Here is a 25,068-nt window from a genome sequence, read left to right on the forward strand (position 1 = left end):
GATCACTCCCTTTCTGGATTGCTAGCCAAACTAGCAATTTCTCTTATGCGATGCTACAACGGGTCGGAGGGAACGTCCATGAGATCCGAGCGCTGGCAGCCGCAGACGAATCATGAGCACGCGGTGATGCGTGTGCTCACGTCGATTCGCGCCGTCAGCGACGCCATGGAGCGCATGCACAGCGGCATGAAGGACGACATGGACATGAACGCCACCGACGTGGCGGCGCTGCGGCTGCTGATCATCCGGGAGCGGCAGGAGCAGTCCGTGAGCCCCCGCGACATCGCCCGGCACTTGAGGATCTCGACCGCGTCGACGACCAAGCTGCTGGACCGGCTGGTCGATTCCGGACACGTCGAGCGCCTCCCGCACCCGACCGATCGCCGCGGTCGCGTCGTCGTTCTGACCGACGGGGCCCGGCAGGCATTCTTCCGCGTCTTCGGCGAGCGACTGCGCGCCATGCGCACGATCGCCATGCGGTACGACGAGTCCGAGCTCTCTGTCATCGAGCGCTTCCTCGACGACCTGAGCGGTGCGATGGATCCGCCCGAGTGACTCCGCCCGCTGCGGCGCGGGACCCCGGAGGCAGGTCCGCGGCAGCGGTCTCGCTGGAAAACGAAGAAGAGGGCATCCCTCGCGGGATGCCCTCTTCTTTGTTTTCTGTTGCGGGGACAGGATTTGAACCTGCGACCTCTGGGTTATGAGCCCAGCGAGCTACCGAGCTGCTCCACCCCGCGGCACAAGGAATAGCCTAACACGGGTTTCGAGTGCTCATGAACACGGCGTGGGCGGGTTGCTGTGCCGGCTCCCCGCGCGACAGGATGAGCGCATGCCCGGCGACCGTGACACCGACCCTCAGGACGACCGCGTGGACGGTCGCGATGAGACGCCCGAGGAACGTGCCGACCGCAACTGGAACGAGGTGCTGCAAGAGCTCCGCGTGCTCCAGACCGGCACTCAGATCCTCACCGGCTTCCTGCTCGCGCTCGCGTTCCAGCCCGCGTTCGTTGATCTGTCGGATACTCAGCGCGCGGTGTACCTCGGCCTGGTCGTCCTCTCCGCGATCAGCTCGATCGTGGCGCTCGCCCCTGTCGCCCTGCATCGGGTCCTCTTCCAGCAGCGCGCCAAGTCCGCGGTCGTCCGCTACGGCCACGGATGTCTCATCACGGCGCTGCTGACCGTGTCGGTGCTCGTCGTCGGCGTGGTGGCGTTCGTGTTCGACGTCGTCCTCGGCGGGTCCGCGGGCTGGTGGGCGCTGATTCCGCTGGCCGTGCTGATCCTGGTGCTGTGGCTCATCGCGCCGGCCATCCTGCGCGCCCGGATCCGCACGAACGGAGAGCGCCCATGAGCGACACGCTGCCGATCGGGGTCGCGCAGTTCGCCCCCACTGCCGACGCGGCGGGCAACCTCGAGTCGATCGCGCAGCTGGTGGCGACGGCATCCGCTCGGGGCGCCCGGGTCGTGGTCTTCCCCGAGTACTCGAGCTACTTCGTCGACCCGTTCGACGAGTCGCTCGCCGAGAACGCCGAAGACCTCGACGGCGCATTCGTGCGCGCCCTGACCGCGCTGGCGCACAGGCACGACGTCGTGATCGTGGCGGGCCTGCTGGAGCGGGCGAGCGACGAGCGCCGCGTGCGCAACACCGCCGTCGCGGTCGATGCGACAGGGCTGATCGCGCACTACCGCAAGCTGCACCTGTACGACGCCTTCGGTCAGCGCGAATCGGACTGGGTGGAGCCGGGGGACCCCGCGCCGCCGCAGCTGTTCGAGCTCGCCGGACTCCGATTCGGCCTCATGACCTGCTACGACCTGCGATTCCCCGAGGTGGGCCGGCTGCTGGTCGATGCCGGCGCGGACGTCTTCGTCGTCCCGGCCGAGTGGGTCCGCGGACCGCTCAAGGAGCACCACTGGCGCACGCTGCTGCACGCGCGGGCGATCGAGAACACGGTGTTCGTCGCCGCTGCGGACCACCCGCCGCCCCTGGGCGTGGGCAACTCGCTCATCGTCGATCCGCTGGGCGTCGAGCTCGCTGCTGTCGGCACGTCGACCGATGTCGCCGTGGCGCATCTCGACATCGGGGCGATCGAGCGCGTGCGGCGCGTCAACCCCGCGCTCGCCCTCCGGCGCTTCCGCGTCGAGGAGCGCTGAGCGGCGAGCTCACGCGAGGCGGGCGAGACGGGATGCCGCCTCCTCGAGCACATCGACGCGCTTGCACGCCGCGAACCGCACCAGCGTGGCGTACTCGCCCCGGCGCTCGGGGGTCGCGAAAGCGGTGAGGGGGATCGCGACGACCCCGGCGCGCTGGGGGAGCGCGCGGCAGAAGGCCGCGGCATCCGTCGCTCCCAGCGCACGGGCGTCGGCCACGGTGAAATACGAACCGGCCGGAGTCGACACGTCGAGTCCCGCCGCGCGCAGACCTTCGCCGAGCAGATCCCGCTTCGCACGCAGAGTGTCGGCGATGCCGCGGAAGAAGTCGTCGCCCAGGCGGAGTCCGGTCGCGATCGCGGGCTGAAAGGGGCTGCCGTTGACGTAGGTGAGGAACTGCTTCACCGCGAGCACGGCGTCGATCAGCGCGGCCGGGCCCGAGATCCAGCCGATCTTCCAGCCGGTGGTCGAGAAGGTCTTGCCGCCGGAGGAGATCGTCAGGGTGCGCTCCTCGGCTCCCGGCAGCGTCGCGAGCGGGACGTGCGGCTCATCGAACACCAGATGCTCGTACACCTCGTCGGTGACGATGACGGCGTCATGGCGCGCCGCGAGCCGCACGATCTCGTCGCGCACGTCGGAGTGGAAGACGGCGCCGGTGGGGTTGTGCGGATCGTTCACCAGGATCACGCGGGTGCGGTCGCTGACGGCGGCGCGCAGGTCGTCGAGGGCGGGCTGGAAGTCCGGCCAGCGCAACGGGACGGTCACCAGGCGCGCCCCGGCCAGCGCCACCACCGCCGCATACGAGTCGTAGTACGGCTCGAAGACGACCACCTCGTCGTCGGGGTCGTCGAGCAGCGCCAGCAGCGTCGCGGCGAGCGCCTCGGTCGCCCCGGCCGTCACGAGCACCTCGCGGGCAGGGTCCAGGTGCAGACCGTAGAACCGCTCCTGGTGCTCCGCGATGGCCGCGAGGAGATCCGGGATGCCGCGCCCCGGCGGGTACTGATTGACCCCGTTCGCGATCGCCGAGCGGGCGGCCTCCAGCACCTCGGCGGGTCCGTCCTCGTCGGGGAACCCCTGGCCGAGGTTGATCGCACCGGTTTGCGCCGCCAGGGCCGACATCTCCGCGAAGATGGTGGGGTGGATCGACCCGTCGGCGCCGACGAGTCCGGCACCCGCCGCGGTGCGGTGCCAAGCTCCGGGGATCTGTCGCATCGCTTCACCGTACCGGGCAGGCTCATCCCTCTTGCATAGGCGAGTCCCACTCCCGACATAAGAAACGCACAGCATCGATGGGCACAGTGGTGAGTGCTTGGCAGAAGGAGCAAACATGAGCGACATCCAGGGCGATCGCCCGGAAGACCAGACCCCCGCCGTCCCCACACAGTCGGCCGCGGAGGCCGCCGCGCAGACACCTGCCGAGCCGGAGACTCCGGCCGCCGCTGCGGTCGCGCCGGAGACCGACCCGTCGGCCGCCACCGAGCCGCCCGCCGTTGCCGCCCCCACGGCGCCCGCTGCGCCGGCTGAGACTGCCGCGCAGCCCGCGTCGCACGTGCAGCCGGCCGCACCGGCTCAGCCCGCGCCGCCGGCCGGCTATCCCGCCGGTGCGCAGGCATACGCCCGCCCGCAGGGCTACGCGGGCCAGCCCGCGCCGTACCCCCACTCGTACGCCGGCCAGCAGCAGCCCGGGGCCCCCGCACCGGGTGCATCCTTCGGCGTCACCCCGGCGGACACCCAGCCGACTCTTCCGATCGGCGGCGCCACCGGCGCCGCACCGGCCTCGACGACGACCACCGCGCCGAAGAAGCAGACGGCGGCCGGCAAGGTCGTCGGACTCATCGTCGCCGCCGCGATCGTCGGCGGCGCGGCGGGCCTCGGCGGGGCCTACGCGGGCGTCAACTGGTTCACGCCGGCGAGCACCTCGCCCATCGCGGGCCCCACGACCGTCACCGTGAACGACACCGAGTCGGTCAACCAGACCACCGCGATCGCCGCGAAGGTGCTGCCCAGCGTCGTCACCATCGCCGCGACGGGCTCGTCCGGCGCGGGCACAGGCTCGGGCGTCGTCCTCACCGAGGACGGCTACGTCGTCACCAACACCCACGTCGTCACGCTCGACGGCGCCACGGGCGATGCGGCGATCCGTGTGACCACCTCCGACGGCCGCGTCTACGACGCCGAGGTCGTCGGCACCGACCCGACCTACGACCTGGCCGTCATCAAGCTCACCGACGCCGAGGGCCTCACGCCGATCGACTTCGCGGACTCGAGCAAGCTCAACGTCGGCGACACGACCGTCGCCGTCGGCGCCCCGCTGGGCCTGGCGAACTCCGTCACCGAGGGCATCATCAGCGCGCTCAACCGGTCGATCTCGATCGCGTCGTCGGCGGCGCCCGACGGCGGCGACACGGAGGACCAGGAGCCGCAGGAGGAGAACGGCCAGGAGGGCCCGTTCCGCTTCGACTTCGGCCAGGGCGACCAGGGGACGACGGCGACCGAGAGCATCTCGATCGCGGTGATCCAGACCGACGCGGCCATCAACCCCGGCAACTCGGGCGGCGCGCTCGTCGACTCGGACGGCAAGCTGATCGGCATCAACGTCGCCATCGCGACCGCGGGCGGATCGTCCTCGGACGGCTCGGGCTCGATCGGCGTGGGCTTCTCGATTCCCTCCGACATCGTCCAGCGCATCACCGACGAGATCATCGACAGCGGCGAGGCGACGCACGGCCTGCTCGGCGCGAACGTGAGGCCCGCGGCATCCGTCGAGGACGCGACGATCACCGGCGCCTACATCGCGGAGGTCACCGACGGCGGTGCGGCGGCCGACGCCGGCCTGCAGGCGGGCGACGTGGTCACCGGCTTCAACGGCGTGCCCATCACCGACGCGACCGACCTCACCGCGCAGGTGCGCGCGGTGGCAGCGGGAAGCACGGCAGAGGTCACGTTCGTCCGCGACGGCAAGACGCAGACGGTCGAAGTGACGCTGGGCTCGCTCCAGCAGTAGCTCTTCGGACAGGACGCCATCTCGCGAGTCAGCGAGCCCGGGCACGGGCTCGCAGGTAGGCTCGCGGGATGGCGTCCTTCTCTTTCGGCGCGGGGAATGCGCGAAAGCTCGCGACGATCCCGCTGTATGCCGCAGGACGCATCTTCACGCTCCTCGTGCCCCGCACACCCGATGAATGGGTGTTCGGGTGCGCCGTCGGCATCGGCGACGGCGCGCTCGCCCTGTGGGAGGTTGCGGCCGCCGACGATCGCCCCGCGGTGTGGCTGGTCGGCTCGAAGCGGGAGGCGACGGATGCCGCGGCCCGCGGTATCCGTGCCGTTCCGAAGCGTTCGCTGCAGGGGCTGTGGCGCACGGCGCGCGCTCGCGTGATCGTCGTCACCCACGGCTTCGGCGATGTGAACAGGTACGCCGTGTCGGGCGGGTTCGTGGTGCAGCTGTGGCACGGCATCCCGCTCAAGCGCATCGGGCTCGACTCACCCGAGACCCTGCGCGTGCCGGGTGCGCTCGCGGCGACACCGGCCGCGGGCGTCGTCAGGACGCTGCTGCGGACGATGTACCGCCGCGCCGCGCGGCGCATCCGGATCCTCCCGGCGGCTTCGCATCTCGTGCGTGGCCGGCTCGAATCAGCGTTCGGGCTGCGTGACGCCGACGTGCCGGTCACCGGCGAGCCCCGCGTCGACGTGCTCTCGCGCGGCACCGCTGCTGTCCGCCGTGCCGAGGCTCGCGCGGCCATCGGCCGGGCGGTGCCGCGGGCGACGCCGGACGCGCGCTTCGTCCTGTATGCGCCGACCTGGCGCGACGGGGCCCCGGATCCCGCGGTGCCGACCGCCCACGAGTGGACGAGCATCGTCGACGTGCTGACGCGGCACGACGCCACGCTGCTCGTACGCTCGCATCCGCTCGGCGCGGGCGAGTACCGTCCGCCGTTTCCGACCGATCGCGTCCTGCCGCTCGGCAGCGACCTGGTGACCGACGTCACGCCTCTGCTTCCCGGTCTCGATGCACTCGTGACGGACTACTCGTCCCTTGCCTTCGACGCCGCACTGGTGCCGCTGCCCACGCTCTTCCTCGCGCCCGACGTCGAAGAGTACGCGCGGCGTCGCGGGTTCTACGGCGCCTATGCCGATGTCGCGGGCGACGACTGCGCGGTGGAGTGGGGGCAGACCACGGCGCAGCTCGACGCCCTTCTCGGCGATGCCGCCGAGCACGGCCGGCGGGCCGATCGCGCCGCCGCACTCAGCGCACGCGTGCACGCGTTCCACGACGGGCGCAACGCCGAGAGGGTGTACCGTGCGATCCTGGCCGGAGCGGTCCCCGCACCCGCTGCCGGCGTCGCCGACGCGCTGCGCGGAGCCGCCGGGCGCAGGGGCCCGGACGACGCCCGCCCGAGGGAAGGAACCGGATGATCGAGGCGAGCTTCACGACGGACGAGGTGCCCGCTCTGGTGCTCGCGGGCGAGGGGGAACGACCCGCGTCCGTCGAGATCGTCGGCGCCCGCGCCCGCGTCGCCGCACGCGTGACCGGGCGCGGCAAGACATGGAAGGCGACGCTGCCGCTGCGCGCCGCCCGCTGGGGCGGTCCGGAGCTGCCGCTGCCGTCGGGGTCGTACGAGGTGCGGATCGCGGATGCCGAGGGAAGCGCCGTGCGTCCGCCCGAGGGGCTGCCCGTCACGCAGCTGGGCACGCTGCGCGCGGCCTTGGAGGGGTGGACGCTGCGCGTGAGCCCGCCCATCAATCCTGCGTACGACTCGGGCGAGGGGCAGGACGCCCTCGAGCGCCGGTACGCCACACGCCCCGCCTCGGGCTTCGAGAACGCCGTGTTCTTCGAGAGCTTCTACGGGCGAAACGCCAGCTGCAACCCTCTGGCGATCGATCGCGAGCTCGCGCGCCGAGCGCCCCATGTCACGCGGTACTGGAGCGTGGTCGACCTGTCCATCGCGGTGCCGGACGGCGCGATCCCCGTCATCGAGGGCAGCCCCGAATGGTGGCGCGCCCGCGGCGCCGCACGGCTGCTCGTGGTGAACGACTGGCTGCGACGGCGGTTCGCGAGACGCAAGGGCCAGGTGGTGCTGCAGACGTGGCATGGCACGCCGCTGAAACGGCTCGCGCTGCACCGCCCGGGTTTCGACCCGCGTCGCATGGCCGCCGTGGTGCGCGAATCGCGCCGCTGGAACGTGCTGCTCGCCCAGAACCCGTACGCCGCGCGCATCCTCGGCAAGGCCTATGCGTTCCTCACCCGTCCGGTCTGGGTCGAGGGCTACCCGCGAAACGACGTGCTCACGCGCGGCGACGGGACCGCGACACGGGAGGCGCTCGGCATCCGTCCCGGCGAGAAGGTGGTGCTGTACGCGCCGACGTGGCGCGACGACCGCGACCAGATCGTCGACTTCGTCGATCCGGGTGCGCTCGCTGCCGCGACCGACGCCGTCGTGCTCGTGCGCGGCCATTCGCGCACGCTTCTTCCCGGAAGAGATGCCGAAGGCCCCCGCGTGATCGACGTGACCGGCTTCCCCGACACCTCGCTGCTGCTGCTCGTCGCGGACGCCCTCGTCACCGACTACTCGTCGGTGATGTTCGACTTCTCGGTGACCGGCAAGCCGATGTACTTCCTCGTGCCGGACATGGAGCACTACCGCGGCGAGCTGCGCGGGTTCTACTTCGATCTCGCCGCACACGCACCGGGACCGATGGTGCGCACGCAGGACGAGCTGGTCGCGGCGCTCGCCGCCGATGACGCGGACGCGTACGCCGACCGGTACGCGCAGTGGCGGGAGAAGTTCAACGCCCGCGACGACGGCCATGCCGCCGAGCGGGTCGTGACGCGGATCCTGGATCAGGGGTTCATCGAGATCTGACGCACGCGGGCCGGATCGACATCACGGCAGCGGCGTGTTGCGGCTGCCCAGTCGTGACGTGTCGACCGTGTCGTGCGCGCCGCCGATCACGCCGAGCAGGAACCCCCAGCCCCACGCGAGGTGCATGCTCGGCAGCACGGCCGCGGTCCAGAGCTTGTCGCGCCAGCCGTGTCCGCCGCCGCGGCCGGCGGCGACGCCGATGATGAGGATCGCGTACGCGATCACGGGAAGATACACGACGGATGCCGCCACCGCCCACCATCCCTGCAGCACGCCCGTCAGCTGCAGCGCGGCGACGACGAGCCCCAGAAGGATCGTGAGCACGAGTGCGGGCGGAGCGAAGAAGCGCAGGGAGTTGCCGCGCCCGAACCGGCGGACCAGCTCGCCGCGCCAGCGTCCGGTGGCCGAGAACTGGCGCACCAGCCGCGTCCAGCTCTCGCGCGGCCAGTACGTGACCGCCAGGCTCGGGTCGAACCACACACGGTAGCCGGCACGACGGATGCGGAGGTTCAGCTCCCAGTCCTCGCCTCGGCGGATGCTCTCATCGAACAGGCCCACCTCGTCGAGCACCGCGCGGCGCATGACGCCCAGGTACGCCGACTCGGCCTCGCCCTCCTGCGTGCCGCCGTGGTACGCGCCGCCGCCCAGCCCGATGGGGGAGTTGTAGGCGCGCGCGACCGCCCGTTGGAAGGGCGTGCGCCCGTCCGCGCGCATGACGCCGCCGACGTTCGCGGCGCGGACCCGCGCGAGCGTCGCGAGGGCGCTGCGGGCGTAGCTGGGGTCGAGTTCGGAGTGCGCGTCGACCCGGACCACGGTGGCGTACCGCCCGGCGCCGATCGCGAGATTGAGGCCGATCGGGATGTCGGCGGCGGGGTTCTCGATCAGCACGATGCGGTCATCGTCCCGGGCGAGCTCTCGAGCCAGTTCGCTCGTGCCGTCGGTGGACGGACCCAGCGCCAGGATCAGCTCCGTCGGACCCGGCACATCCTGCGCCAGCACGGTCTCGACCGCGCGTCGCAGGTAGTCGCGCTCATTGAGCACCGGCATCACGAAGCTCACGCCGGCACCGGGCGGAGGGACCGGAGCGTCCCTGCGCCCGTGTTGCTCGACATGCACGCGTCGATCATGTCATGGGTGCCGCTGGGTAGGCTGGACGCGTGGGTCTCGTCTCGGATGGAAAGAAGGCGGTCGCGCTCGTCCGCAAGGCGGTGCGCAATCGCTCGGCCGTGATCGACGTGCGGCGCACGCTCGCGGCCCGGCCGCAGCATCCGCCGTTCCACTACCGGGTCGCGGTGTACTTCGCCGACGGCGCGGTCAACATGTACCAGATGCGGCAGTGGTACAAGCCGCTCGCCGGACTGGCGAAGACCTGGCCCGTCGTCGTGCTCAGCCGTGCCGCGACGGGTGCCGAGGCGCTCCTCGCCGACGGCGCACTGCCGGTCGCCTTCGTGCCGACGGTGCGGGACCTCGAGCGCTTCATCGCCAAGCAGGACATCCGCGTCGTGCTGTATGTGAACCAGAACACGCGCAACTTCCAGATGTTCCGCTACGGGCGCCGCTGGCACGTGTTCATCAACCACGGCGAGTCCGACAAGATGTACATGACCACCAACCAGTACAAGGCGTACGACTACGCGATGATCGCGGGCGACGCGGCGCGCGAGCGGCTCTCGCGGGTGCTGTGGGACTACGACATCGACCGGCGCACGATCGAGATCGGCCGCCCGCAGGCGGACCACTACTCGGGCACCCTGCCGTACACCCCTGACGAGCGCACCGTGGTGCTCTACGCGCCCACCTGGGAGGGCGATCGGCCTTCGGCGCACTACGGCTCCATCGCAACGCACGGCGAGGCGCTGGTCGGCGCCCTGCTCGCGACCGGACGCCACCGGGTCATCTACCGCCCGCACCCGCGATCGGGCGTGGTGAACCACGAGTACGGCGCCGCGAACAAGCGCATCATCGCCGCCCTTGCCGCGGCGAATGCAGCCGATCCCGCCGCGCAGCACGTCTTCGACGACGGACCCGACCTCGGCTGGCAGCTGGCCGCCGCCGACGTCGCGATCGTCGACATCTCCGCGATGGTCTACGACCGGCTCGCGGCCGACAGGCCGCTGCTGATCACCCGACCGGCCGACCCCGCCGCGGCCATCGACACGCACGGCTACCTGTCGGCGTGCGAATGGCTGGATGCCTCGGCCGCCGCCGACATCGTCGCTGAGACGGAACGCGTGCTGGGCGACCCCGAGGCGGTCGCGCGTCTCGAGGAGTGGGTGACACGATACTTCGGCGACACCACCCCGGGTGCCGCGACGGCGCGGTTCCACGCGGCCGTGCAAGGACTCATGGACGACTGGGAGGCCTGGTACGCGCGCTCGGTCGCCGACAGCGACGACGATGAGCAAGAGGACGAGGCCGACCTCGACGAAGAGGGCTGAGCGACAGGGCGTCCGAGCGCGGGCCGTCGCGAAGCTCAGGCGACCGGGGCCGGACGCTCGACGAGCCGCGAGATCGCCCGCAGCGGGATCGCGACCCACGTCGGCCGGTTGCGCGCTTCGTAGATCGCCTCGTACACCGCTTTGTCGAGTTCGAGTGCGGCCAGGAGCGGATGCCGGGGGTCGAGGCCGTTCCCCGAGGTCGCCGCATAGCCCTCGACGAACGCCGCTCGCGCATCGAGAGCCCAGGCCCGCACCGCATCGGCCGACCGCTCGGGATGGTCCAGGCGCAGCGACCCGGCGACGTAGTCGAACGAGCGGAGCATCCCCGCGACATCCCGCAGCGCGAAATCGGGCTGTGTGCGCTCGGCCATCGGCCTGAGCGGTTCCCCTTCGAAGTCGACGACCACCCAGCCGCGGTCGGGGGAGTGGAGCACCTGGCCGAGGTGATAGTCGCCGTGTATCCGCTGCAGCGGCGGCCAGGGCACCTCGAGCGCGCGACGGTACACCGCTGTCGCGGCATCCCGCTGGCCCGCGATCTCGGGCACCTCCGCCATCGCGATCGCGAACCGACGTTCCCAGGTCGCAGCGGTGGCATCGCGATCGGCTGCGGTCGCGGTCCGCGTGGGGAAGCACTGCGACAGCGCGACATGGACGTGGGCTGTCGCAGCGCCCAGGGCGCGCGCCGCGTCGCGGAAGTCCTCGCCCTTCGCCGCGGCGAGGAGTGCGACCCGCCACGCATCGTCGACGCCGGGCAGGTACTCCTGGGCGAAGGCGAGCGAACCGCGCACGCTGCCGTGTGCCGTGGCGAGGTCGGGCCACGTGCCTTCGATCGACCCGATGGTCCGCGGCACGTGGGGCGACCCGGCGCGCGCCAGGGCCTCCTGCAGCTCGATGTCGGGATTCAGCCCGGCGTGAAGCTGCCGGTACACCTTGCAGATCACGGGGGTGCCGACGCCCTCGTAGATGAGCGACGTGTTGGACTGCTCACCGCTGATCACCCGGGCCGTGGCCTCGGCCGGTGCACCGCCGAGCGCGGCCACGCGTCCGATCGCGGTCGTCTGCGGTCCACGGGCCGTGCCGCCGCGGGCGATGAGGCGCAGGAGCGAGTTGGCGTAGGCGGGGTCGAACGGGCCGTCGATGAACGTCGTGCCAGGCGCGGGGCTGCCGATGATGTGGTCGGGGGCCGCGTCCACGGTCTCGGTCGCTCGCTCGACGACGGGGATCTGGTACAGCACCGCGGGAAGGGCCCCCTCGTCGGCGACCAGGAACGTGCGGATGCGGGCTCCGCCCGCTGTCTCGGCGGGGTCGTCGGGGTCGGCGGTGAGGTCCCACCACGACACCAGGCGCAGGCTCGGCGGACGCCCTTTCGCGGCGTACCACCGCTGCCGCGGCATCCACGCCGCCAGGCACGCCAGGGTGCTGTCCATACCTGTGAGCGTATGCCCGGGACGGCCGGCATGTCGAGGTGGGCGTGCAAGCGCTTGCAGCGTGCGCCCTGGCAACGGGCTCGGGCTACGCGTCCTCGCCCGACTCCTGCGACTCGGCCATCTCGATGACGGGCGCCACGGGGATGATGATGGACTCGACGGCCGGAGCGGCGCCGAGCCCGAGATCGCCGACACCGAGGCCGCCGAGATCGACGGCGGCGGCTTCGGCCAGCCGCTCCGCCTGGCTGTCGGTGCGCTCGGGCTCGGAGGGCAGCCCTGCCCATTCGGAGGGTTCTTCTGGAAGCTGGCTGAACAGACCCATGACGCCATTCTCACCCCGCGCGAACGCGGGCAGGATCACATCAGTCGGCGGGCGGAGCCTCGATCTCGGGCCTCCTGCGGCGTACGACGTTGCCGACCGCCGCCGTCCCGCGGGTCACGCCGCCGATCACGAAACCTCCGGCGCGACGGATGCCGCGACCGGCGAGGCGCTCCACGCGGTCGGCACCGGGTCGCGGCTCGAGCTCCGGCGGCAGCTGGAGCGGCGGCGCGCCGAACGCGCGCCGGGAGCCGACGAGGACGCGGCGCCCCAGGATGTTGTTGCCGGCGCCGCCGATCGCGGCGCCGATGCCGAAGGGCAGCGCCTTGCCGATCCATGACGCGCCGCCGCGAGCCGCGAACTGCCGGATGAACGTCGACTTGAGCCGGTCTACGAGCGGGCCCACTGCGGCGCGGGGGAGCGACTTGGTGACGAGCTCGCCCCAGTATCCGGCACGGCTCGGACCGCGTCCGGCCGCCTGACCGGCCAGCTGCGCGACGAGGTCGACGCCTTCTTTGCCCAGCATGAGGGTCAGCACCAGCGCCCGCGCGCGGTCGGGATCCGAGACCGGGATGCCGTGCACCTCGGTGACCGACTGGGCGAACAGGGTGGTCGCCTCGAGGAACGCCACCGTCTCGACGCCGCTGAGCGCGAGGGTGACTCCCGTGCCGATGCCGGGGACGACGGCGGTCGCGCCGACCGCTGCGCCGCCGGTGGTCACGGCCGCGAGGTAGCGGCGCTCGAGGATGCGGACGATGTCGGCGGGGGAGGCATCCGGATGCCGCAGGCGGATGCTGCGCAGGTGCGCGAGCACGACCGGCCGCTGGATCGACAGCACGCGGTCGAGCGCGCGGACGGTGAACGGGTGCTCGTCCGACCCGGTGGGCGGCAGACCTCCCTGCCACGGCGAGTCGCCGGGCAGGGAGTGGATGCGGTGGACCTTCTCGCTCATCGCGCCGAGTCTATGCGCCCGGATCCGGGCGTCGGCCCGGGTTGACAGGCCAGCGCTGAGGGGTCAGACGTAAAGGTTCGCGCGCTCGAGGTCTTCGGCGAAGTCCACCTCGACGGCGTACAGGTCCGAGATGTCGAGCGGTTCGAGCAGCACGCCGTCCTCGGCGATCGCGAGCTCGAGGCCGCGCTCGAAGTAGTCCTGGTCGTCGACACGCGTCAGGTGGCGCATGAACGCCTTCTTGTCGCGGCTCGAGACGTAGTTGATGCCCACGGCCTCGCCGATGCCGCCCTTGACGGTCTTCGAGAGCTCCTTGATGTGGCCCTCCGGCGTGACCGTGTACTTGACCTCTTCGTCGCTCACCTTCGAGGTATTGACGGTGACGAACGACTGGTCGCGCTCGATGAGCTCGATGGCACGGCCCAGGACGCGCGGGTCGAAGACGACGTCGCCGTTCATCCAGAGCACGCCTCCCTTGCCGGTCTTCGCGAGGGCGCGAAGCAGGCTCTTGGACGTGTTGGTCTGGTCGTAGCGGTCGTTGTAGACGTAGTCGACGTGAGGGAAGGCCTCGACGATGGTCTCGGCACGGTAGCCGACGACGGTGGTGATCCGGGCGTCATTGCCGAACGCCGCGCGGATGTTGTCGTGCTGCTGCTGCATGATGCTGCGGCCGTCGTTCAGCTCGGTGAGCGGTTTGGGAAGGCTGCGGCCGAGACGCGAGCCCATTCCGGCTGCGAGGATTACGGTCTGAAGGGTCAAAGTCTTCTCCTGAAGTACGCGATTCACTGCCGGTTCACCGGCGCGACACCCCTTCGTGCCGGGTCCATGCTATCGATGACCCCTGTGAAGGTGCAGAATGATGGGCTCCCGTTGCCGATTCGTGACATAACGCGAATGCCGCGACGCGGCGACACGGACTGCCCCACCATCAGGACCGCTTGATACGTTGGTTGGGTGACAGCCTCCCTCCCGGTGCCGAATGACATCGATCCGGAAGAGCCGGACCGTCACTCCGCTGCGCGCGTGATGCGCCTCGCCGAAACGGTACCGCCGGCTCCCGACAAGCCCCGCCGCCCGCCGCGCAAGCCTCGCTCCGACAAAGACGCCCCGCGAAAGAAGCGCGCTCCGCGCAGTGCCGAGCCGCAGCCCGATCCCGGCCCGCCGCCGCCGCTTCCGAGCGATCTGGAGCTCGCTGCGAGCGCTGCCGCCGGGATCGTCGTTCCGCCGCGCCCGCCCCTTCCGCCGGTCGCCGACGTGCCGTCGGCCGATGCCCGACCCGCCCCCGCGGCGGAGCCCGAAGCGTCGCCCCAGCCCGCTCCCGAGGCCGCGACGGCACCCTCCGAAGCGACGCAGGTCGCAACCGCGCCCGAGGTCGCCTCTTCGACCGAGTCGAGCTCCGACCCCGCGCCTCTTGCCGATTCGGTCGCGGTGGTCGAAGCTGAGCCCGTGGTCGACTCCGCACCCGTGGCCGAGCCCGCGGCTGCGGTCGAGCCCGCTCCCGAGGCCGTCTCCGAGCCTGCGCCCGCGGATCTCGTGCGCGAGGCGTCTGCCCCGGTGGCGATCGCGCCCGCGGCGCCTGCCCCCGTGGCTCCCGAGCCGGTGGCCGAGCCCGAGGTCGAGCCGACACGGACGCCGCTTCCCGCGCACGCCGCGGCGGACACCACGTCTGCCATCGACGGGGCGCCGGCCGCGGCATCCGTCCTCCTCGACACGCCGCCCCTTCCCGCGGCCGCCGGCGATGCGCTCGTCCTCCGCGGCGTCACAAAGCGCTTCGGCAGCACCCACGCGGTCGACGGCATCGACCTCACCGTCCCCGCCGGCACGTTCTACGGCCTCGTGGGGCCGAACGGAGCAGGCAAGACCACCACGCTCTCGATGATCGCCGGTCTGCTCGAACCGGATCGCGGCACGATCCACATCGGCGGAGTGGATGCCGCGGCCAAGCCGCTGGCCGTCAAGCGGCTGATGGGGGTGCTGCCGGATCGACTGCGCACGTTCGACCGGCTGACGGGGCGTCAGCTCCTCTACTACTACGGGGTGCTGCGGAAGCTGCCTCCCGCGGTCGTCGAGAGTCGCACGGCCGACCTCGCACGCGCATTCGACCTCGAGGACGCCCTCGGCCGCAGCGTGTCGGACTATTCGGCCGGCATGCTCAAGAAGGTCATGCTCGCCGGCGCACTCATCCACTCTCCGCGCCTGCTCGTCCTGGACGAGCCGTTCGAGGCCGTCGACCCGGTCTCGAGCGCGATCATCCTCGACATCCTCTCGACGTATGTCGCCCACGGCGGCACGGTGATCCTGTCCAGCCACGGCATGGACCTCGTCGAGCGCGTCTGCACGCGTGTGGCGGTCATCGTCGCCGGCCAGGTGCTCGCCGAGGGCACCGTCGCCGAGGTGCGCGGCGAGCTGACGCTGGAGCAGCGTTTCGTCGAACTCGCCGGAGGCCTCAGCGACGTGGAGGGTCTCGAGTGGCTGCACACGTTCTCCGACTGAGGATCGCACTGCTGTTCGGCGCACTCCGCGGGGACGCGGGGCACGTCGTCCGCGTGATCGGCGCGCTGCTGCTCCTGGTCGCGGCGACGGTCGCGGCCTGCTGGGGACTCCTGACGCTGCGGGATGCCGCCACCGAGGAGGTGCTGGCCGTCACCGTCCTCGGCGGCTCGGCGGTCACCTTGGGCTTCGCGCTCGCCCCGCTCTTCGGAGCCGTCGACGATCCGCTGGATCCGCGGCGGTTCGCGCTGTTCGGGCTGCCGCGCGGCGGTCTCGCCTTCGTGCTCGCCGTCGCCGGACTCATCAGCGTGCCGATCCTGGTCCTCCTCGCCGTGGCGGTCTGCGCCGCGATCGTGTGGGCAGACCACGGCGTGCCCGTCGCCGTCGGAGTCGTGAGCGTGCTCCTCGGCGTCCTGACCTGCGCGCTGCTGGCGCGCGTGTGCATGGCGCTGGCGTCCCTGTTCCTGCGCGACCGGCGTTCGCGTGAGCTGTCGGGCGTGTTCGTGCTCGTGGTGCTCGTGGTGGTCGTCCCGGTCGGGGTGTTCCTCGCGTCGCTCGAATGGCAGGGCACCGTGCCGACACAGCTTCTCGAGGCCGTGGATGCGCTGGCGCTCACACCGCTCGGCGCCGCGTGGGCACTTCCGGGGATGGCGGCGGTCGGCGGCGACGTGTGGATGCCGGCTCTCATCGCCGTCGGGACGGTGCTCGTGCTGGCGCTGCTGTGGGCGTGGGCCGTCAGGCGGCTCCTGACCACGACCGAGCGGCCCACGACCGGCCGCGCGCGCGGCGGCCTCGGATGGTTCGGCGTGGCACCGGGAACGCCCGGCGGCGCGATCGCGGCGCGCAGTCTCATGTACTGGTTCGGCGATCGCCGGTACGTGGTCAACGGCCTGGTGATCCCGTTCGCGGCGGCCATCACCGTCGTGCCGCTGCTCATCGCCGGTGTGCCGCCCGAGCTCGTGGCGCTCGTGCCGGTGCCGTTCGCCGCGCTCTTCCTCGGCTGGCTGCCGCACGACGACGTCGCGTACGACTCCACGGCGGTGTGGATGCACATCGCGAGCGGCGTGCGGGGTGTGTCGGACCGCGTCGGTCGCCTGGTGCCCGTGCTGCTCGTGGGCGTGCCGCTGCTGGCGGTGGCCATCCCGGTGGCGACCTCGCTGCACGGGCGGTGGGCGGTGCTGCCGGCTCTCACCGGCGTCTGCGCCGCGCTCTTCCTGTCGGGTCTCGGCCTGTCGAGCATCTCGTCGGTCGTCGCTCCCTACGCGGTGTCGCGCCCCGGCGAGAGCCCCTTCCAGCAGCCGCAGCGCACGACCGCTGTGGGTGCGCTGGCGCAGGGCTCGGTGATGCTCGGGGCTCTGGTCCTCTCGGCGCCGGTGCTCTGGTGCGGCTGGCTCGCCCTCCATGGCGACCCGGAGGCCACCGACATGGCGCTGTGGGGCGGCCTTGCCATCGGGTTCGGCGTGCTCGTCGTCGGCGTCACCGTCGGCTCGATCGCGTTCGAGCGTCGTGGTGGACGGCTGATGGAGTTCGCCGAGTCGACCTGACGCCGGCCCGTTCGACGAACTCCGAGTCGCGAGGACGGGCCCGGCGGGGGTCGGCCCCGACTACACTGGCAGACCATGAGCACCCCGCTGGACAGCCCTCATCAGGGCGGCATCGCGACCCTCGATCGCGAGCTCGAAGAGCTCCTCAAAGAAGAGAACATCGAACCGGGTGACCACGAGCGCTTCTCGCACTACGTCAAGAAGGACAAGATCCTCGAGTCGGCGATCACCGGCAAGCCCGTGCGGGCACTGTGCGGCAAGAAGTGGACGCCGGGTCGGGATCCCGAGAAGTTCCCGGTCTGCCCGACCTGCAAAGAGATCTACGAGTCACTCGGCGCCTGACGCCACAGTCGGCTGAGCGATCGCCGCGGCTTCGGACGCGTCGGCGTAGACCGTCGGGATGGCCGGGTCGGAGCGACTGAGCGCGAGAGCGCGCACCGGAAGCTCCTCGCGCACCCGGGCGTGATGTGCACGGGCGGCCTCGACGCCGGCCGTCCCTTCGAACGCGACATCCGGTTCGCCGTCGGTCACCAGCGGAACCTGCAGCGCACGCGCCGCCGGGTGCGACGCGGCGGTGTCGAGCGCTTCGAAGCCATCCGACACGACGATGAGCTCGCTCGTGGCCGTGCCTTCGTCCAGCGTGCGGAACGCCGCCTTGCGGCCGCCCTTCGATCCCTTGTCGGTCGAGGCCTTCGCCACGCCGACCCACCCGCCGTCGGAGTCCTGACGCGCGACGAGCTTGTAGACCATGCCGGCGGTCGGCGTGCCGGACCCCGTCACCACAGACGTGCCCACGCCGTACGCATCGACGGGGGAGGCCGCGAGCGCGGCGATCGCGTACTCGTCGAGATCGCTGGTCACCGTGATCCGGGTGCCGGTCGCGCCCAGCTCGTCGAGCTGCGCGCGCACTTCGGCGGCCACCGTGGGCAGATCGCCCGAGTCGATGCGCACGCCGCCGAGGCCGGTGCCCGCGATCCGCACGGCCGTCTCCACACCGCGGCGGATGTCGTAGGTGTCGACGAGGAGCGTCGTGCCGACTCCCAGCGCATCGATCTGCGCGCGGAAGGCGTCCTCTTCGGTGTCGTGCAGGAGCGTCCACGAGTGCGCGGCGGTGCCCATCGTGGGGATGCCCCAGCGGCGTCCTGCCTCGAGGTTCGAGGTCGCGGCGAACCCGACGATGTATGCCGCGCGTGCCGCGGCGACGGCCGATCTCTCGCCCGCCCGCCGGGAGCCCATCTCGGCAAGGGGCCGGTCGCCGGCGGCGACGCTCATGCGGGCGGCGGCGGTGGCGATGGCGGAGTCGTGGTTGAGCACGCTCAGCGCCAGTGTCTCGAGCACGACGGCCTCTGCGAACGTGCCCTCGACGGTGAGGATGGGGGAGCCCGGGAAGTAGAGCTCACCCTCGCGATAGCCGGTGATCGAGCCGGTGAACCGGTAACCCTCCAGGAAGTCGAGGGTGGCGGCATCCACCACCTTCTCGTCGCGCAGGAACCGCAGTTCTTCGTGGTCGAAGCGGAAGTCGCGGATCAGCGACAGCAGCCTGCCCGTGCCGGCAACCACGCCGAACCGTCGTCCGGCCGACAGTCGCCGGCCGAACAGCTCGAAGACGCAGCGGCGCTCGGCGGTGCCGTCGCGCAGGGCCGCGTCGACCATCGTGAGCTCGTAGCGGTCGGTCAGCAGGGCGGTCGAGGCGCCCCCTCGCGAAGCGTGCCCGTGGGTCATGCGGGCCAGCCTAGTGAGCGCCTGGCGTAGGCTGGGGCATCGTGAACGACGCGCCGATCGGAATCTTCGACTCCGGAGTCGGCGGTCTCACCGTCGCACGGGCCGTCTCGGCGCTGCTTCCCCAGGAGTCGATCCTCTACATCGGCGACACGGCGCGTTCGCCGTACGGCCCGAAGCCGATCGCGGATGTCCGCCGCTACGCGCTCGAGGTGCTCGACGAGCTGGTGGCGCAGGGCGTGAAGATGCTCGTCATCGCCTGCAACACCGCGTCGGCTGCCATGCTGCGCGACGCCCGCGAGCGGTACGACGTGCCGGTCGTCGAGGTGATCAACCCCGCGGTGCGCACCGCGATGTCGACGACCCGCAACGGCCGTGTCGGCGTCATCGGCACGGCCGGCACGATCTCGTCGGGGGCGTACCAGGACATGCTCGGCGTCAACGAGCAGCTGACGGTGTTCGCCCAGGCGTGCCCCCGTTTCGTGGAGTTCGTCGAGGCCGGCGTCACCGGCTCGCCTGAGGTGCTCGCGGTCGCCGAGGAGTACCTCGCCCCGCTCCGCCACGCCGGCGTCGACACCCTCGTCCTCGGCTGCACGCACTACCCGTTCCTCGAGGGCGCGATCAGCTATGTGATGGGACCCGACGTCAGTCTCGTGTCGAGCGACACCGAGACCGCGAAGGACGTCTACCGTCAGCTGGTCTCCCGTGACCTGCTCGCGGGTCCGGATGCCGAGCCCCAGCACGTCTACGAAGCCACCGGCGCGTCCGCCGACGAGTTCCTGCGCCTCGCGCACCGGCTGATGGGCCGCGAGGTCAGCTCCGTGCGACTGGTCCAGACCGGCGCCATCGATCTGCCGACCCGCCTCGGCTGAGGCATCCGTACCGTCAGAGGAGAGAAATGACCGATATCACCCGTGCCGACGGCCGCACCGTCGACCAGCTGCGTCCCGTCACGATCGAGCGGGGCTGGTCGAGCCAGGCCGAGGGTTCGGCGCTCATCTCGTTCGGGAACACGAAGGTGCTCTGCACGGCGTCGTTCACGAACGGCGTGCCGCGATGGCTCAACGGCAAGGGCAAGGGCTGGATCACCGCCGAGTACGCGATGCTGCCGCGCGCCACGAACGACCGCAACGACCGCGAGAGCGTCAAGGGCAAGATCGGCGGCCGCACCCACGAGATCTCCCGGCTGATCGGCCGCGCGCTCCGCGCCGTCGTCGACACGAAGGCACTCGGTGAGAACACCATCGTCATCGACTGCGACGTCCTGCAGGCCGACGGCGGAACGCGCACGGCCGCGATCACCGGCGCGTACGTCGCGCTCGCCGACGCCATCGAGTGGGGCCGCCGCAAGAAGTTCATCGGACAGAAGGCGCAGGTGCTCTTCGACTCGGTGTCGGCCGTGTCGGTCGGCATCATCGACGGCGAGCCGATGCTGGACCTGGCCTACGTCGAGGATGTCCGCGCCGAGACCGACATGAACATCGTGGTGACCGGCCGCGGACTGTTCGTCGAGGTGCAGGGCACCGCCGAGGGTGCGCCGTTCGACAAGCGGGAGCTCGACGCCCTCCTCGAACTCGGCGTCAACGGCTGCGCGGATCTGCGCACCCACCAGCTCGCCACGCTCGGCGAGGGAACGGCCGAGGGCGCGGCGTGACCGCTCATCCCGACGACATGGCGGAGGCGATCGCCGAGGTGGAGGCGGAGACGGCGGCCGCCGGTACCGACGTCGCCGGAGCCCTGAAGCAGATCGTGCTCGCGACCCACAACCGTCACAAGGTCGAGGAGTTCCAGGCGATCGTGGCGGCCACGCGCCCGGACCTCGTCGTGGTCGCCTACGACGGCCCCGAGCCGGTCGAGGACGGCGTCACCTTCGCCGAGAACGCGCTGATCAAGGCGCGCGCGGCGGCCGAGCACACGGGCCTTCCCGCGCTCGCGGACGATTCCGGCATCTGCGTCGACGTGCTCGGCGGTGCGCCCGGCGTGTTCTCCGCCTACTGGGCGGGGCACGCGAAGGATGCCGCGGCGAACCTCAACCTGCTGCTGGACCAGCTCTCCGACATCCGGGATCCGCACCGTACGGCGCAGTTCGTCTCGACGATCGCGTTCGTCGTGCCCGGCGACGCGTCACGCGAGAGCGTCGTGGAGGGCGTATGGCCCGGACGCCTCGCCACGGCGGCATCGGGTGAGGGCGGCTTCGGCTACGACCCGATCTTCATCCCGGACGGCCAGGAGGCCGACACCGAGCGGACCGTCGGCGAGTGGACTTCGCTCGAGAAGAACGCGGCATCCCACCGCGCACGCGCGTTCGAGGCGCTCGCACCGCTGCTCGCGGAGCTGTGAGCCGCGCCAGGGCGGGCTGCGACTGAGAATCACGATCATTCCCGACTAGCCGGAACGGCGGCCGGCGGCGGCCGCACGGGCTTAGCCTGGGCGCATGCACGATCACGCGCCGACCGGGATCCGCGGGGCCGGCAACCGCCGTCTCCTCGGCATCTCGCTCGCGATCACCTCCACCGTGATGGTGGTGCAGATCGTCGGCGCGGCGTTGTCGGGATCCCTCGCGCTCTTCGCGGACGCGGCCCACATGTTCACGGATGCCGCAGCCCTCGTGATCGCGCTCGTCGCGAGCACCGTCGCCGCCCGCCCGGCCAACGACCGCCGAACGTTCGGCTATCAGCGCGCCGAGGTGTTCGGCGCCCTGGTCAACGCGATCATCCTCATCGTGCTCTCGGCCTGGGTCGCGTTCGAAGGCATCTCGCGACTGCTGGACCCCGGCGAGGCCGAGATCGCCGGCGATCTGATGCTGGTGATCGCCGTCGTCGGGCTCGTCGCGAACGCGGTCGCCATGTGGCTGCTCAGCGCGGAGCAGCGGCACAGCATCAACGTCCGCGGTGCCTATCTGGAGGTGCTCGGCGATCTCTTCGGCTCGGCCGCCGTGATCGTCGCAGCGATCGTCGTCATCACGACGGGGTGGGATCAGGCCGACGCGATCGCGTCGCTGCTCATCGCGGCGATGATCGTGCCGCGCGCGATCGGGCTGCTCCGCGAAGTCGTGTCGGTGCTCGCCGAATCGGCACCCGAGGGTACGCATGTCACCGAGATCCGCGACCACATCCTCGCCACCCCGGGTGTCGTCGCCGTGCACGACGTCCACGTGTGGCAGCTGACCCGCGGCGCGCCGGTGTTCACCGCCCACGTCGTGGTCGAAGACGCGGCCCTCGCCGACGGCCGGGCGGCCGGGATCCTCAGCGGGCTGCAGAGCTGTCTGTCGCAGCATTTCGACGTCGAGCACTCCACGTTCCAGCTCGAGCCCGCCGGTCACGTCGAGCACGACGCGCACGCCTGAGCGCGGCCCGTCATCTCGCCGGCGCCCGTCCAGAGCCGGCAACCGCTCAGCGACCGGGGACGCTCAGTCCTCGCGCCGCACCTCGTCGGGGCTCTTGTCGGGGCGGAGGCCGCGCCACCTCGGGTGGCGGAGGATGCCGCCGGGGGTGAACTCGCCGTACTCGACTTCGCCGACGAGCGCCGGCCGGACCCACAGTGCATCGCGGGCATCGAGCGGCGGCACGCCCACGAGCGGATTGGCGTCGGTGCGCAGCGGCAGCAGCTTCTTCATGAGGGTCGCGAGGGTCGAGTCGCTGAAGCCGGAGCCGACGCGACCCGCATAGCGCAGGCCCGCCTCGTCCGGGATGCCGAGCAGCAAAGACCCGAAGGTGTTGCTGCGACCGCCTTTCCCGGGGCGGATGCCCGCGATCACCACCTCCTGCGTGCGGGTGATCTTGACCTTCAGCCATGACTCGGACCTGCCTCCGCGCAGGTACCGCGAGCCGGGATCCTTGACGACGATCCCCTCGAGTCGCAGTTGGATGCTCGTGTCGAGCGCGGCATCGACGTCGTCGAACACCGGCGGGACGACGATCGCGTCGACGGATGCCGCCGCCACCGCATCGAGCACGTCGCGCCGTTCGCGCAGCGGAAGGTCGGCGAGGTCGTCGCCGTCGTGCGAGAGGACGTCGAACAGGTAGTAGCGCACGGGCGTCCGTCGGGCTTCTCGGGAGATGTCGCCCGCGCGCTCGAGGTTCATGCGCGTCTGCAGCAGCGGAAAGCTGGGACGACCATCGGGCTCGAGCGCGACCAGCTCGCCATCGAGCACGGCGTGCTCGTCGCCGAGGCCGGCGTCCACCGCCGTCAGCTCGGGATACCGATGGGTCACCTCGTTGCCGCTGCGTGCGAAGAGCCGCAGCCGCTGACCGTCCCACACGCCGACGGCGCGGATCCCGTCCCATTTCATCTCGACCCAGGTCTCGCCGGTGCCGTCTTTCGCAGCCCACGCACGGGCCGCCGCACGAGCCGTTCCCGGAGTCGCGGGCGAGGCGAGCATCGGCCGGAGGTCGGCCATCGGGACTGTCGACACACCCTGCGAAACGTCATTGAACTTCCGGTTCACACGGGACTGAGGCGGGGAATCGGGGCCTGACCGGGGTTCGATGCTGGTGTGTGAACCGGAAGTCACGTGGGGTTCGGTGGTGGTGTGTGAACCGGAATTCACCTGGGGTTCGATGCTGGTGTGTGAGCCGGAACTCACATGCCCTTTTCGGGGAGGCTCCTCGCCTCGGCGCGGGGACCGGGATGCCGCTCGCTGCGCCGGGCTGTGGGGCTCGTCGGCTTGGGGAGTGGGCTCCACGACGGTGCCGTCCGGCTGCGGCCGGCCGCCGGCATCCGTCTTCATCCGGTGCAGCAGCCAGCTCGACTTCTCGCCCTCGCCCTCGGTGCGGATGAGCGCGAGACGCACGCGTCCGAGCGGCCCGCCCGGCCGCCCCTCGAGGGTCGCGATGATCTCGTCCTCGCGCCACTTCTCGAGGTCGTAGCGGCCGTCGTCCCAGATCGTCACGGTGCCGCCACCGTACTCACCCGCGGGGATCGTGCCCTCGAAGCTCGCGTACTCCATCGGGTGATCCTCGGTCATGACGGCGAGGTTGTTCCGCTTGTACGAATGCGGGACGCCGCGGGGGACCGCCCAGCTCACCAGCACGCCGTCATGCTCGAGCCGGAAGTCCCAGTGCAGGCGGCTCGCGTGATGCTCCTGGATCACGAAGCGCGGCCGCTCGCCCGACGGGGTGGCGCCCAGCGGATTGACGGGCACCGGCTCGGGCGTGCGCTGCGCGCTGCGCTTGGAGATGTAGGCCGACAGAGGTCCGGACTCGGCCTCGCGCCCACCGGCGTGGAAGCCGAGCGCCGCCATCGGATCGCCGATGGTCTCGATCCGCTCGAGCACCTCCGTGAAATCGAGGTGGCGCAGGTGAGGGTCGGCGAGCTCGTCCCACGTGCGCGGCGCGGCGACCGTGGGGTGTGCGCGGCCGCGCAGCGAGTAGGGCGCGATCGTCGTCTTCGACCCGTTGTTCTGGCTCCAGTCGATGAGCACCTTGCCGTGGCGCTCGCTCTTCTTCATGCTGCTGACGACGAGGTCGCGGTGATCCGCCTCGATCGCGCGGGCGAGCTCGTTCGCGAGCGCGGACGCCTGCTCGGTCGACTGGCCGGGCGGCAGCGCGGTGTACAGGTGGATGCCCTTGCTGCCGCTGGTCACCGGGTACGGCTCGAGTCCCATGCCGACCAGGATGCCGCGTGCCCAGCCGGCGACCACGGCGCACTCCGGCAGGCCCACGCCGGGGCCGGGATCGAGGTCGAGCACGAGGCGGTCGGCGGGCCCACGTCCGCCGTCGGGCGCGAAGCGCCACTGCGGCACGTGCAGCTCGAGGCTCGCCACCTGCGCGAGGTAGACGAGCGTCGGGATGTCGCCGACCAGCGGATACTCCTTGGTGCCGGTGGAGTGGGGGATCGGCATCCGCTTCACCCACGACGGAGCACCGCGCTCGAGGTCCTTCGCGAAGAAGACCATGCCGGGGTCTTCCTCGGTGCCGACGCCGTCCGGCCAGCGCTTGCGGGTCACGGGACGCCCGATGACATGGGGGATCAGCACCTCGCCGATGCGCGAGTAGTAGTCGATGACCTCGCCCTTGGTGGTGCCCGTCTCGGGATAGAGCACCTTGTCGAGGTTGGTGATGCGCAGGCGCCGGCCGCCGATGCGCACGAGCTGCTCCTCTCCCGCCATGGCCACAGAGTATCGGCGACGAGAGGCGCAAGGGGTGGCCCGGTGTCGGCGCACTGGTGTTCACTGGTGT

The 25,068-nt window shown here is 71.2% G+C and carries 22 protein-coding genes and 1 tRNA gene; 14 read left to right on the top strand and 9 right to left on the bottom strand.

Features of this window, described 5'->3' with window-relative positions:
- Nucleotides 1-78: 78 nt before the first annotated feature.
- Nucleotides 79-555: a MarR family winged helix-turn-helix transcriptional regulator gene (locus MRBLMI12_RS14145; RefSeq protein WP_363357089.1), complete on the top strand. Its 477-nt coding sequence runs from the start codon at nt 79-81 to the stop codon at nt 553-555.
- A 108-nt stretch (nt 556-663) separates the two neighbouring features.
- On the opposite strand, the gene MRBLMI12_RS14150 is transcribed toward MRBLMI12_RS14145, so the two are convergent.
- Nucleotides 664-737, bottom strand: a tRNA-Met gene (locus MRBLMI12_RS14150).
- Between the two features lie 92 nt (nt 738-829).
- On the opposite strand from MRBLMI12_RS14150, the gene MRBLMI12_RS14155 reads away from it, so the two are divergent.
- On the top strand, nt 830-1,348 hold the full coding sequence (locus MRBLMI12_RS14155) for a DUF6328 family protein (RefSeq protein WP_349427144.1): 519 nt from the start codon (nt 830-832) through the stop codon (nt 1,346-1,348).
- Nucleotides 1,345-2,148, top strand: a complete 804-nt coding sequence (locus tag MRBLMI12_RS14160; RefSeq protein WP_349427145.1) for a carbon-nitrogen hydrolase family protein — start codon at nt 1,345-1,347, stop codon at nt 2,146-2,148. The genes MRBLMI12_RS14155 and MRBLMI12_RS14160 overlap by 4 nt, the downstream gene beginning before the upstream one ends.
- A gap of 9 nt (nt 2,149-2,157) precedes the next feature.
- Here the strand turns inward: MRBLMI12_RS14160 and MRBLMI12_RS14165 are convergent, their stop codons facing one another.
- Nucleotides 2,158-3,357 carry an aminotransferase class I/II-fold pyridoxal phosphate-dependent enzyme gene (locus tag MRBLMI12_RS14165; RefSeq protein ID WP_363357090.1) on the bottom strand — a complete coding sequence of 400 codons (1,200 nt, stop codon included), beginning with the start codon at nt 3,355-3,357 and terminating at the stop codon, nt 2,158-2,160.
- Between the two features lie 115 nt (nt 3,358-3,472).
- Here MRBLMI12_RS14165 and MRBLMI12_RS14170 point away from each other — a divergent pair, with 115 nt between their 5' ends.
- The 3 genes from MRBLMI12_RS14170 (at nt 3,473) to MRBLMI12_RS14180 (ending at nt 8,003) form a co-directional block, all read left to right on the top strand.
- Nucleotides 3,473-5,149: a S1C family serine protease gene (locus tag MRBLMI12_RS14170; protein ID WP_363357091.1), complete on the top strand. Its 1,677-nt coding sequence runs from the start codon at nt 3,473-3,475 to the stop codon at nt 5,147-5,149.
- A 68-nt stretch (nt 5,150-5,217) separates the two neighbouring features.
- A complete protein-coding gene (locus tag MRBLMI12_RS14175; protein WP_363357092.1) occupies nt 5,218-6,555 on the top strand; it encodes a CDP-glycerol glycerophosphotransferase family protein in 1,338 nt (445 codons plus the stop codon).
- Nucleotides 6,552-8,003, top strand: coding sequence for a CDP-glycerol glycerophosphotransferase family protein (locus tag MRBLMI12_RS14180; protein ID WP_363357093.1), 1,452 nt, complete (start codon nt 6,552-6,554; stop codon nt 8,001-8,003). The genes MRBLMI12_RS14175 and MRBLMI12_RS14180 overlap by 4 nt, the downstream gene beginning before the upstream one ends.
- Nucleotides 8,004-8,024: 21 nt before the next feature.
- Here the strand turns inward: MRBLMI12_RS14180 and MRBLMI12_RS14185 are convergent, their stop codons facing one another.
- Nucleotides 8,025-9,062, bottom strand: a complete 1,038-nt coding sequence (locus tag MRBLMI12_RS14185; protein WP_363357094.1) for a glycosyltransferase family 2 protein — start codon at nt 9,060-9,062, stop codon at nt 8,025-8,027.
- A 98-nt stretch (nt 9,063-9,160) separates the two neighbouring features.
- Here MRBLMI12_RS14185 and MRBLMI12_RS14190 point away from each other — a divergent pair, with 98 nt between their 5' ends.
- Nucleotides 9,161-10,441, top strand: a complete 1,281-nt coding sequence (locus MRBLMI12_RS14190) for a CDP-glycerol glycerophosphotransferase family protein (RefSeq protein ID WP_363357095.1) — start codon at nt 9,161-9,163, stop codon at nt 10,439-10,441.
- 35 nt (nt 10,442-10,476) lie between these two features.
- Here MRBLMI12_RS14190 and MRBLMI12_RS14195 read toward each other — a convergent pair whose 3' ends face one another.
- The 4 genes from MRBLMI12_RS14195 to MRBLMI12_RS14210 all read right to left on the bottom strand — a co-directional run bounded on the left by MRBLMI12_RS14195 (nt 10,477) and on the right by MRBLMI12_RS14210 (nt 13,895).
- The gene (locus MRBLMI12_RS14195; protein ID WP_363357096.1) at nt 10,477-11,868 is read right to left on the bottom strand and encodes a phosphotransferase; all 1,392 of its coding nucleotides are present in this window, start codon (nt 11,866-11,868) and stop codon (nt 10,477-10,479) included.
- An 85-nt stretch (nt 11,869-11,953) separates the two neighbouring features.
- Nucleotides 11,954-12,190 carry a hypothetical protein gene (locus MRBLMI12_RS14200; RefSeq protein WP_363357097.1) on the bottom strand — a complete coding sequence of 79 codons (237 nt, stop codon included), beginning with the start codon at nt 12,188-12,190 and terminating at the stop codon, nt 11,954-11,956.
- A gap of 40 nt (nt 12,191-12,230) precedes the next feature.
- A complete protein-coding gene (locus MRBLMI12_RS14205) occupies nt 12,231-13,139 on the bottom strand; it encodes a hypothetical protein (protein WP_349427155.1) in 909 nt (302 codons plus the stop codon).
- A gap of 63 nt (nt 13,140-13,202) precedes the next feature.
- Nucleotides 13,203-13,895 carry a phosphocholine cytidylyltransferase family protein gene (locus tag MRBLMI12_RS14210; protein ID WP_349427156.1) on the bottom strand — a complete coding sequence of 231 codons (693 nt, stop codon included), beginning with the start codon at nt 13,893-13,895 and terminating at the stop codon, nt 13,203-13,205.
- Between the two features lie 195 nt (nt 13,896-14,090).
- Here MRBLMI12_RS14210 and MRBLMI12_RS14215 point away from each other — a divergent pair, with 195 nt between their 5' ends.
- The 3 genes from MRBLMI12_RS14215 (at nt 14,091) to MRBLMI12_RS14225 (ending at nt 17,512) form a co-directional block, all read left to right on the top strand.
- Nucleotides 14,091-15,629: an ATP-binding cassette domain-containing protein gene (locus MRBLMI12_RS14215; RefSeq protein ID WP_363357098.1), complete on the top strand. Its 1,539-nt coding sequence runs from the start codon at nt 14,091-14,093 to the stop codon at nt 15,627-15,629.
- Nucleotides 15,605-17,170, top strand: a complete 1,566-nt coding sequence (locus MRBLMI12_RS14220; protein ID WP_363357099.1) for a hypothetical protein — start codon at nt 15,605-15,607, stop codon at nt 17,168-17,170. Before MRBLMI12_RS14215 ends, MRBLMI12_RS14220 begins: the two co-directional genes overlap by 25 nt.
- A 75-nt stretch (nt 17,171-17,245) precedes the next feature.
- A complete protein-coding gene (locus MRBLMI12_RS14225) occupies nt 17,246-17,512 on the top strand; it encodes a DUF3039 domain-containing protein (RefSeq protein WP_363357100.1) in 267 nt (88 codons plus the stop codon).
- Here MRBLMI12_RS14225 and MRBLMI12_RS14230 read toward each other — a convergent pair.
- The gene (locus MRBLMI12_RS14230) at nt 17,498-18,892 is read right to left on the bottom strand and encodes a nicotinate phosphoribosyltransferase (protein WP_363357101.1); all 1,395 of its coding nucleotides are present in this window, start codon (nt 18,890-18,892) and stop codon (nt 17,498-17,500) included. The genes MRBLMI12_RS14225 and MRBLMI12_RS14230 overlap by 15 nt on opposite strands.
- Nucleotides 18,893-18,933: 41 nt before the next feature.
- Here MRBLMI12_RS14230 and murI point away from each other — a divergent pair, with 41 nt between their 5' ends.
- The 4 genes from murI to MRBLMI12_RS14250 all read left to right on the top strand — a co-directional run bounded on the left by murI (nt 18,934) and on the right by MRBLMI12_RS14250 (nt 22,235).
- Complete coding sequence (gene murI / locus MRBLMI12_RS14235) at nt 18,934-19,761, top strand: glutamate racemase (RefSeq protein WP_363357102.1); 828 nt, start codon at nt 18,934-18,936, stop codon at nt 19,759-19,761.
- 26 nt (nt 19,762-19,787) lie between these two features.
- The gene (gene rph, locus MRBLMI12_RS14240) at nt 19,788-20,543 is read left to right on the top strand and encodes a ribonuclease PH (RefSeq protein ID WP_363357103.1); all 756 of its coding nucleotides are present in this window, start codon (nt 19,788-19,790) and stop codon (nt 20,541-20,543) included.
- 83 nt (nt 20,544-20,626) lie between these two features.
- Nucleotides 20,627-21,229, top strand: a complete 603-nt coding sequence (gene rdgB, locus MRBLMI12_RS14245) for an RdgB/HAM1 family non-canonical purine NTP pyrophosphatase (protein WP_363357624.1) — start codon at nt 20,627-20,629, stop codon at nt 21,227-21,229.
- A gap of 94 nt (nt 21,230-21,323) precedes the next feature.
- Nucleotides 21,324-22,235 (top strand): cation diffusion facilitator family transporter, encoded by a 912-nt coding sequence (locus MRBLMI12_RS14250; protein ID WP_363357104.1) that lies wholly within the window; start codon nt 21,324-21,326, stop codon nt 22,233-22,235.
- A 63-nt stretch (nt 22,236-22,298) separates the two neighbouring features.
- Here MRBLMI12_RS14250 and MRBLMI12_RS14255 read toward each other — a convergent pair whose 3' ends face one another.
- Entirely contained in the window at nt 22,299-24,998 is a 2,700-nt protein-coding gene (locus MRBLMI12_RS14255) for an ATP-dependent DNA ligase (protein WP_363357105.1), read from the bottom strand.
- Between the last annotated feature and the right edge of the window lie 70 nt (nt 24,999-25,068).

The organism is Microbacterium sp. LMI12-1-1.1, assembly GCF_040676455.1.
Taxonomy (GTDB): Bacteria; Actinomycetota; Actinomycetes; order Actinomycetales; family Microbacteriaceae; genus Microbacterium.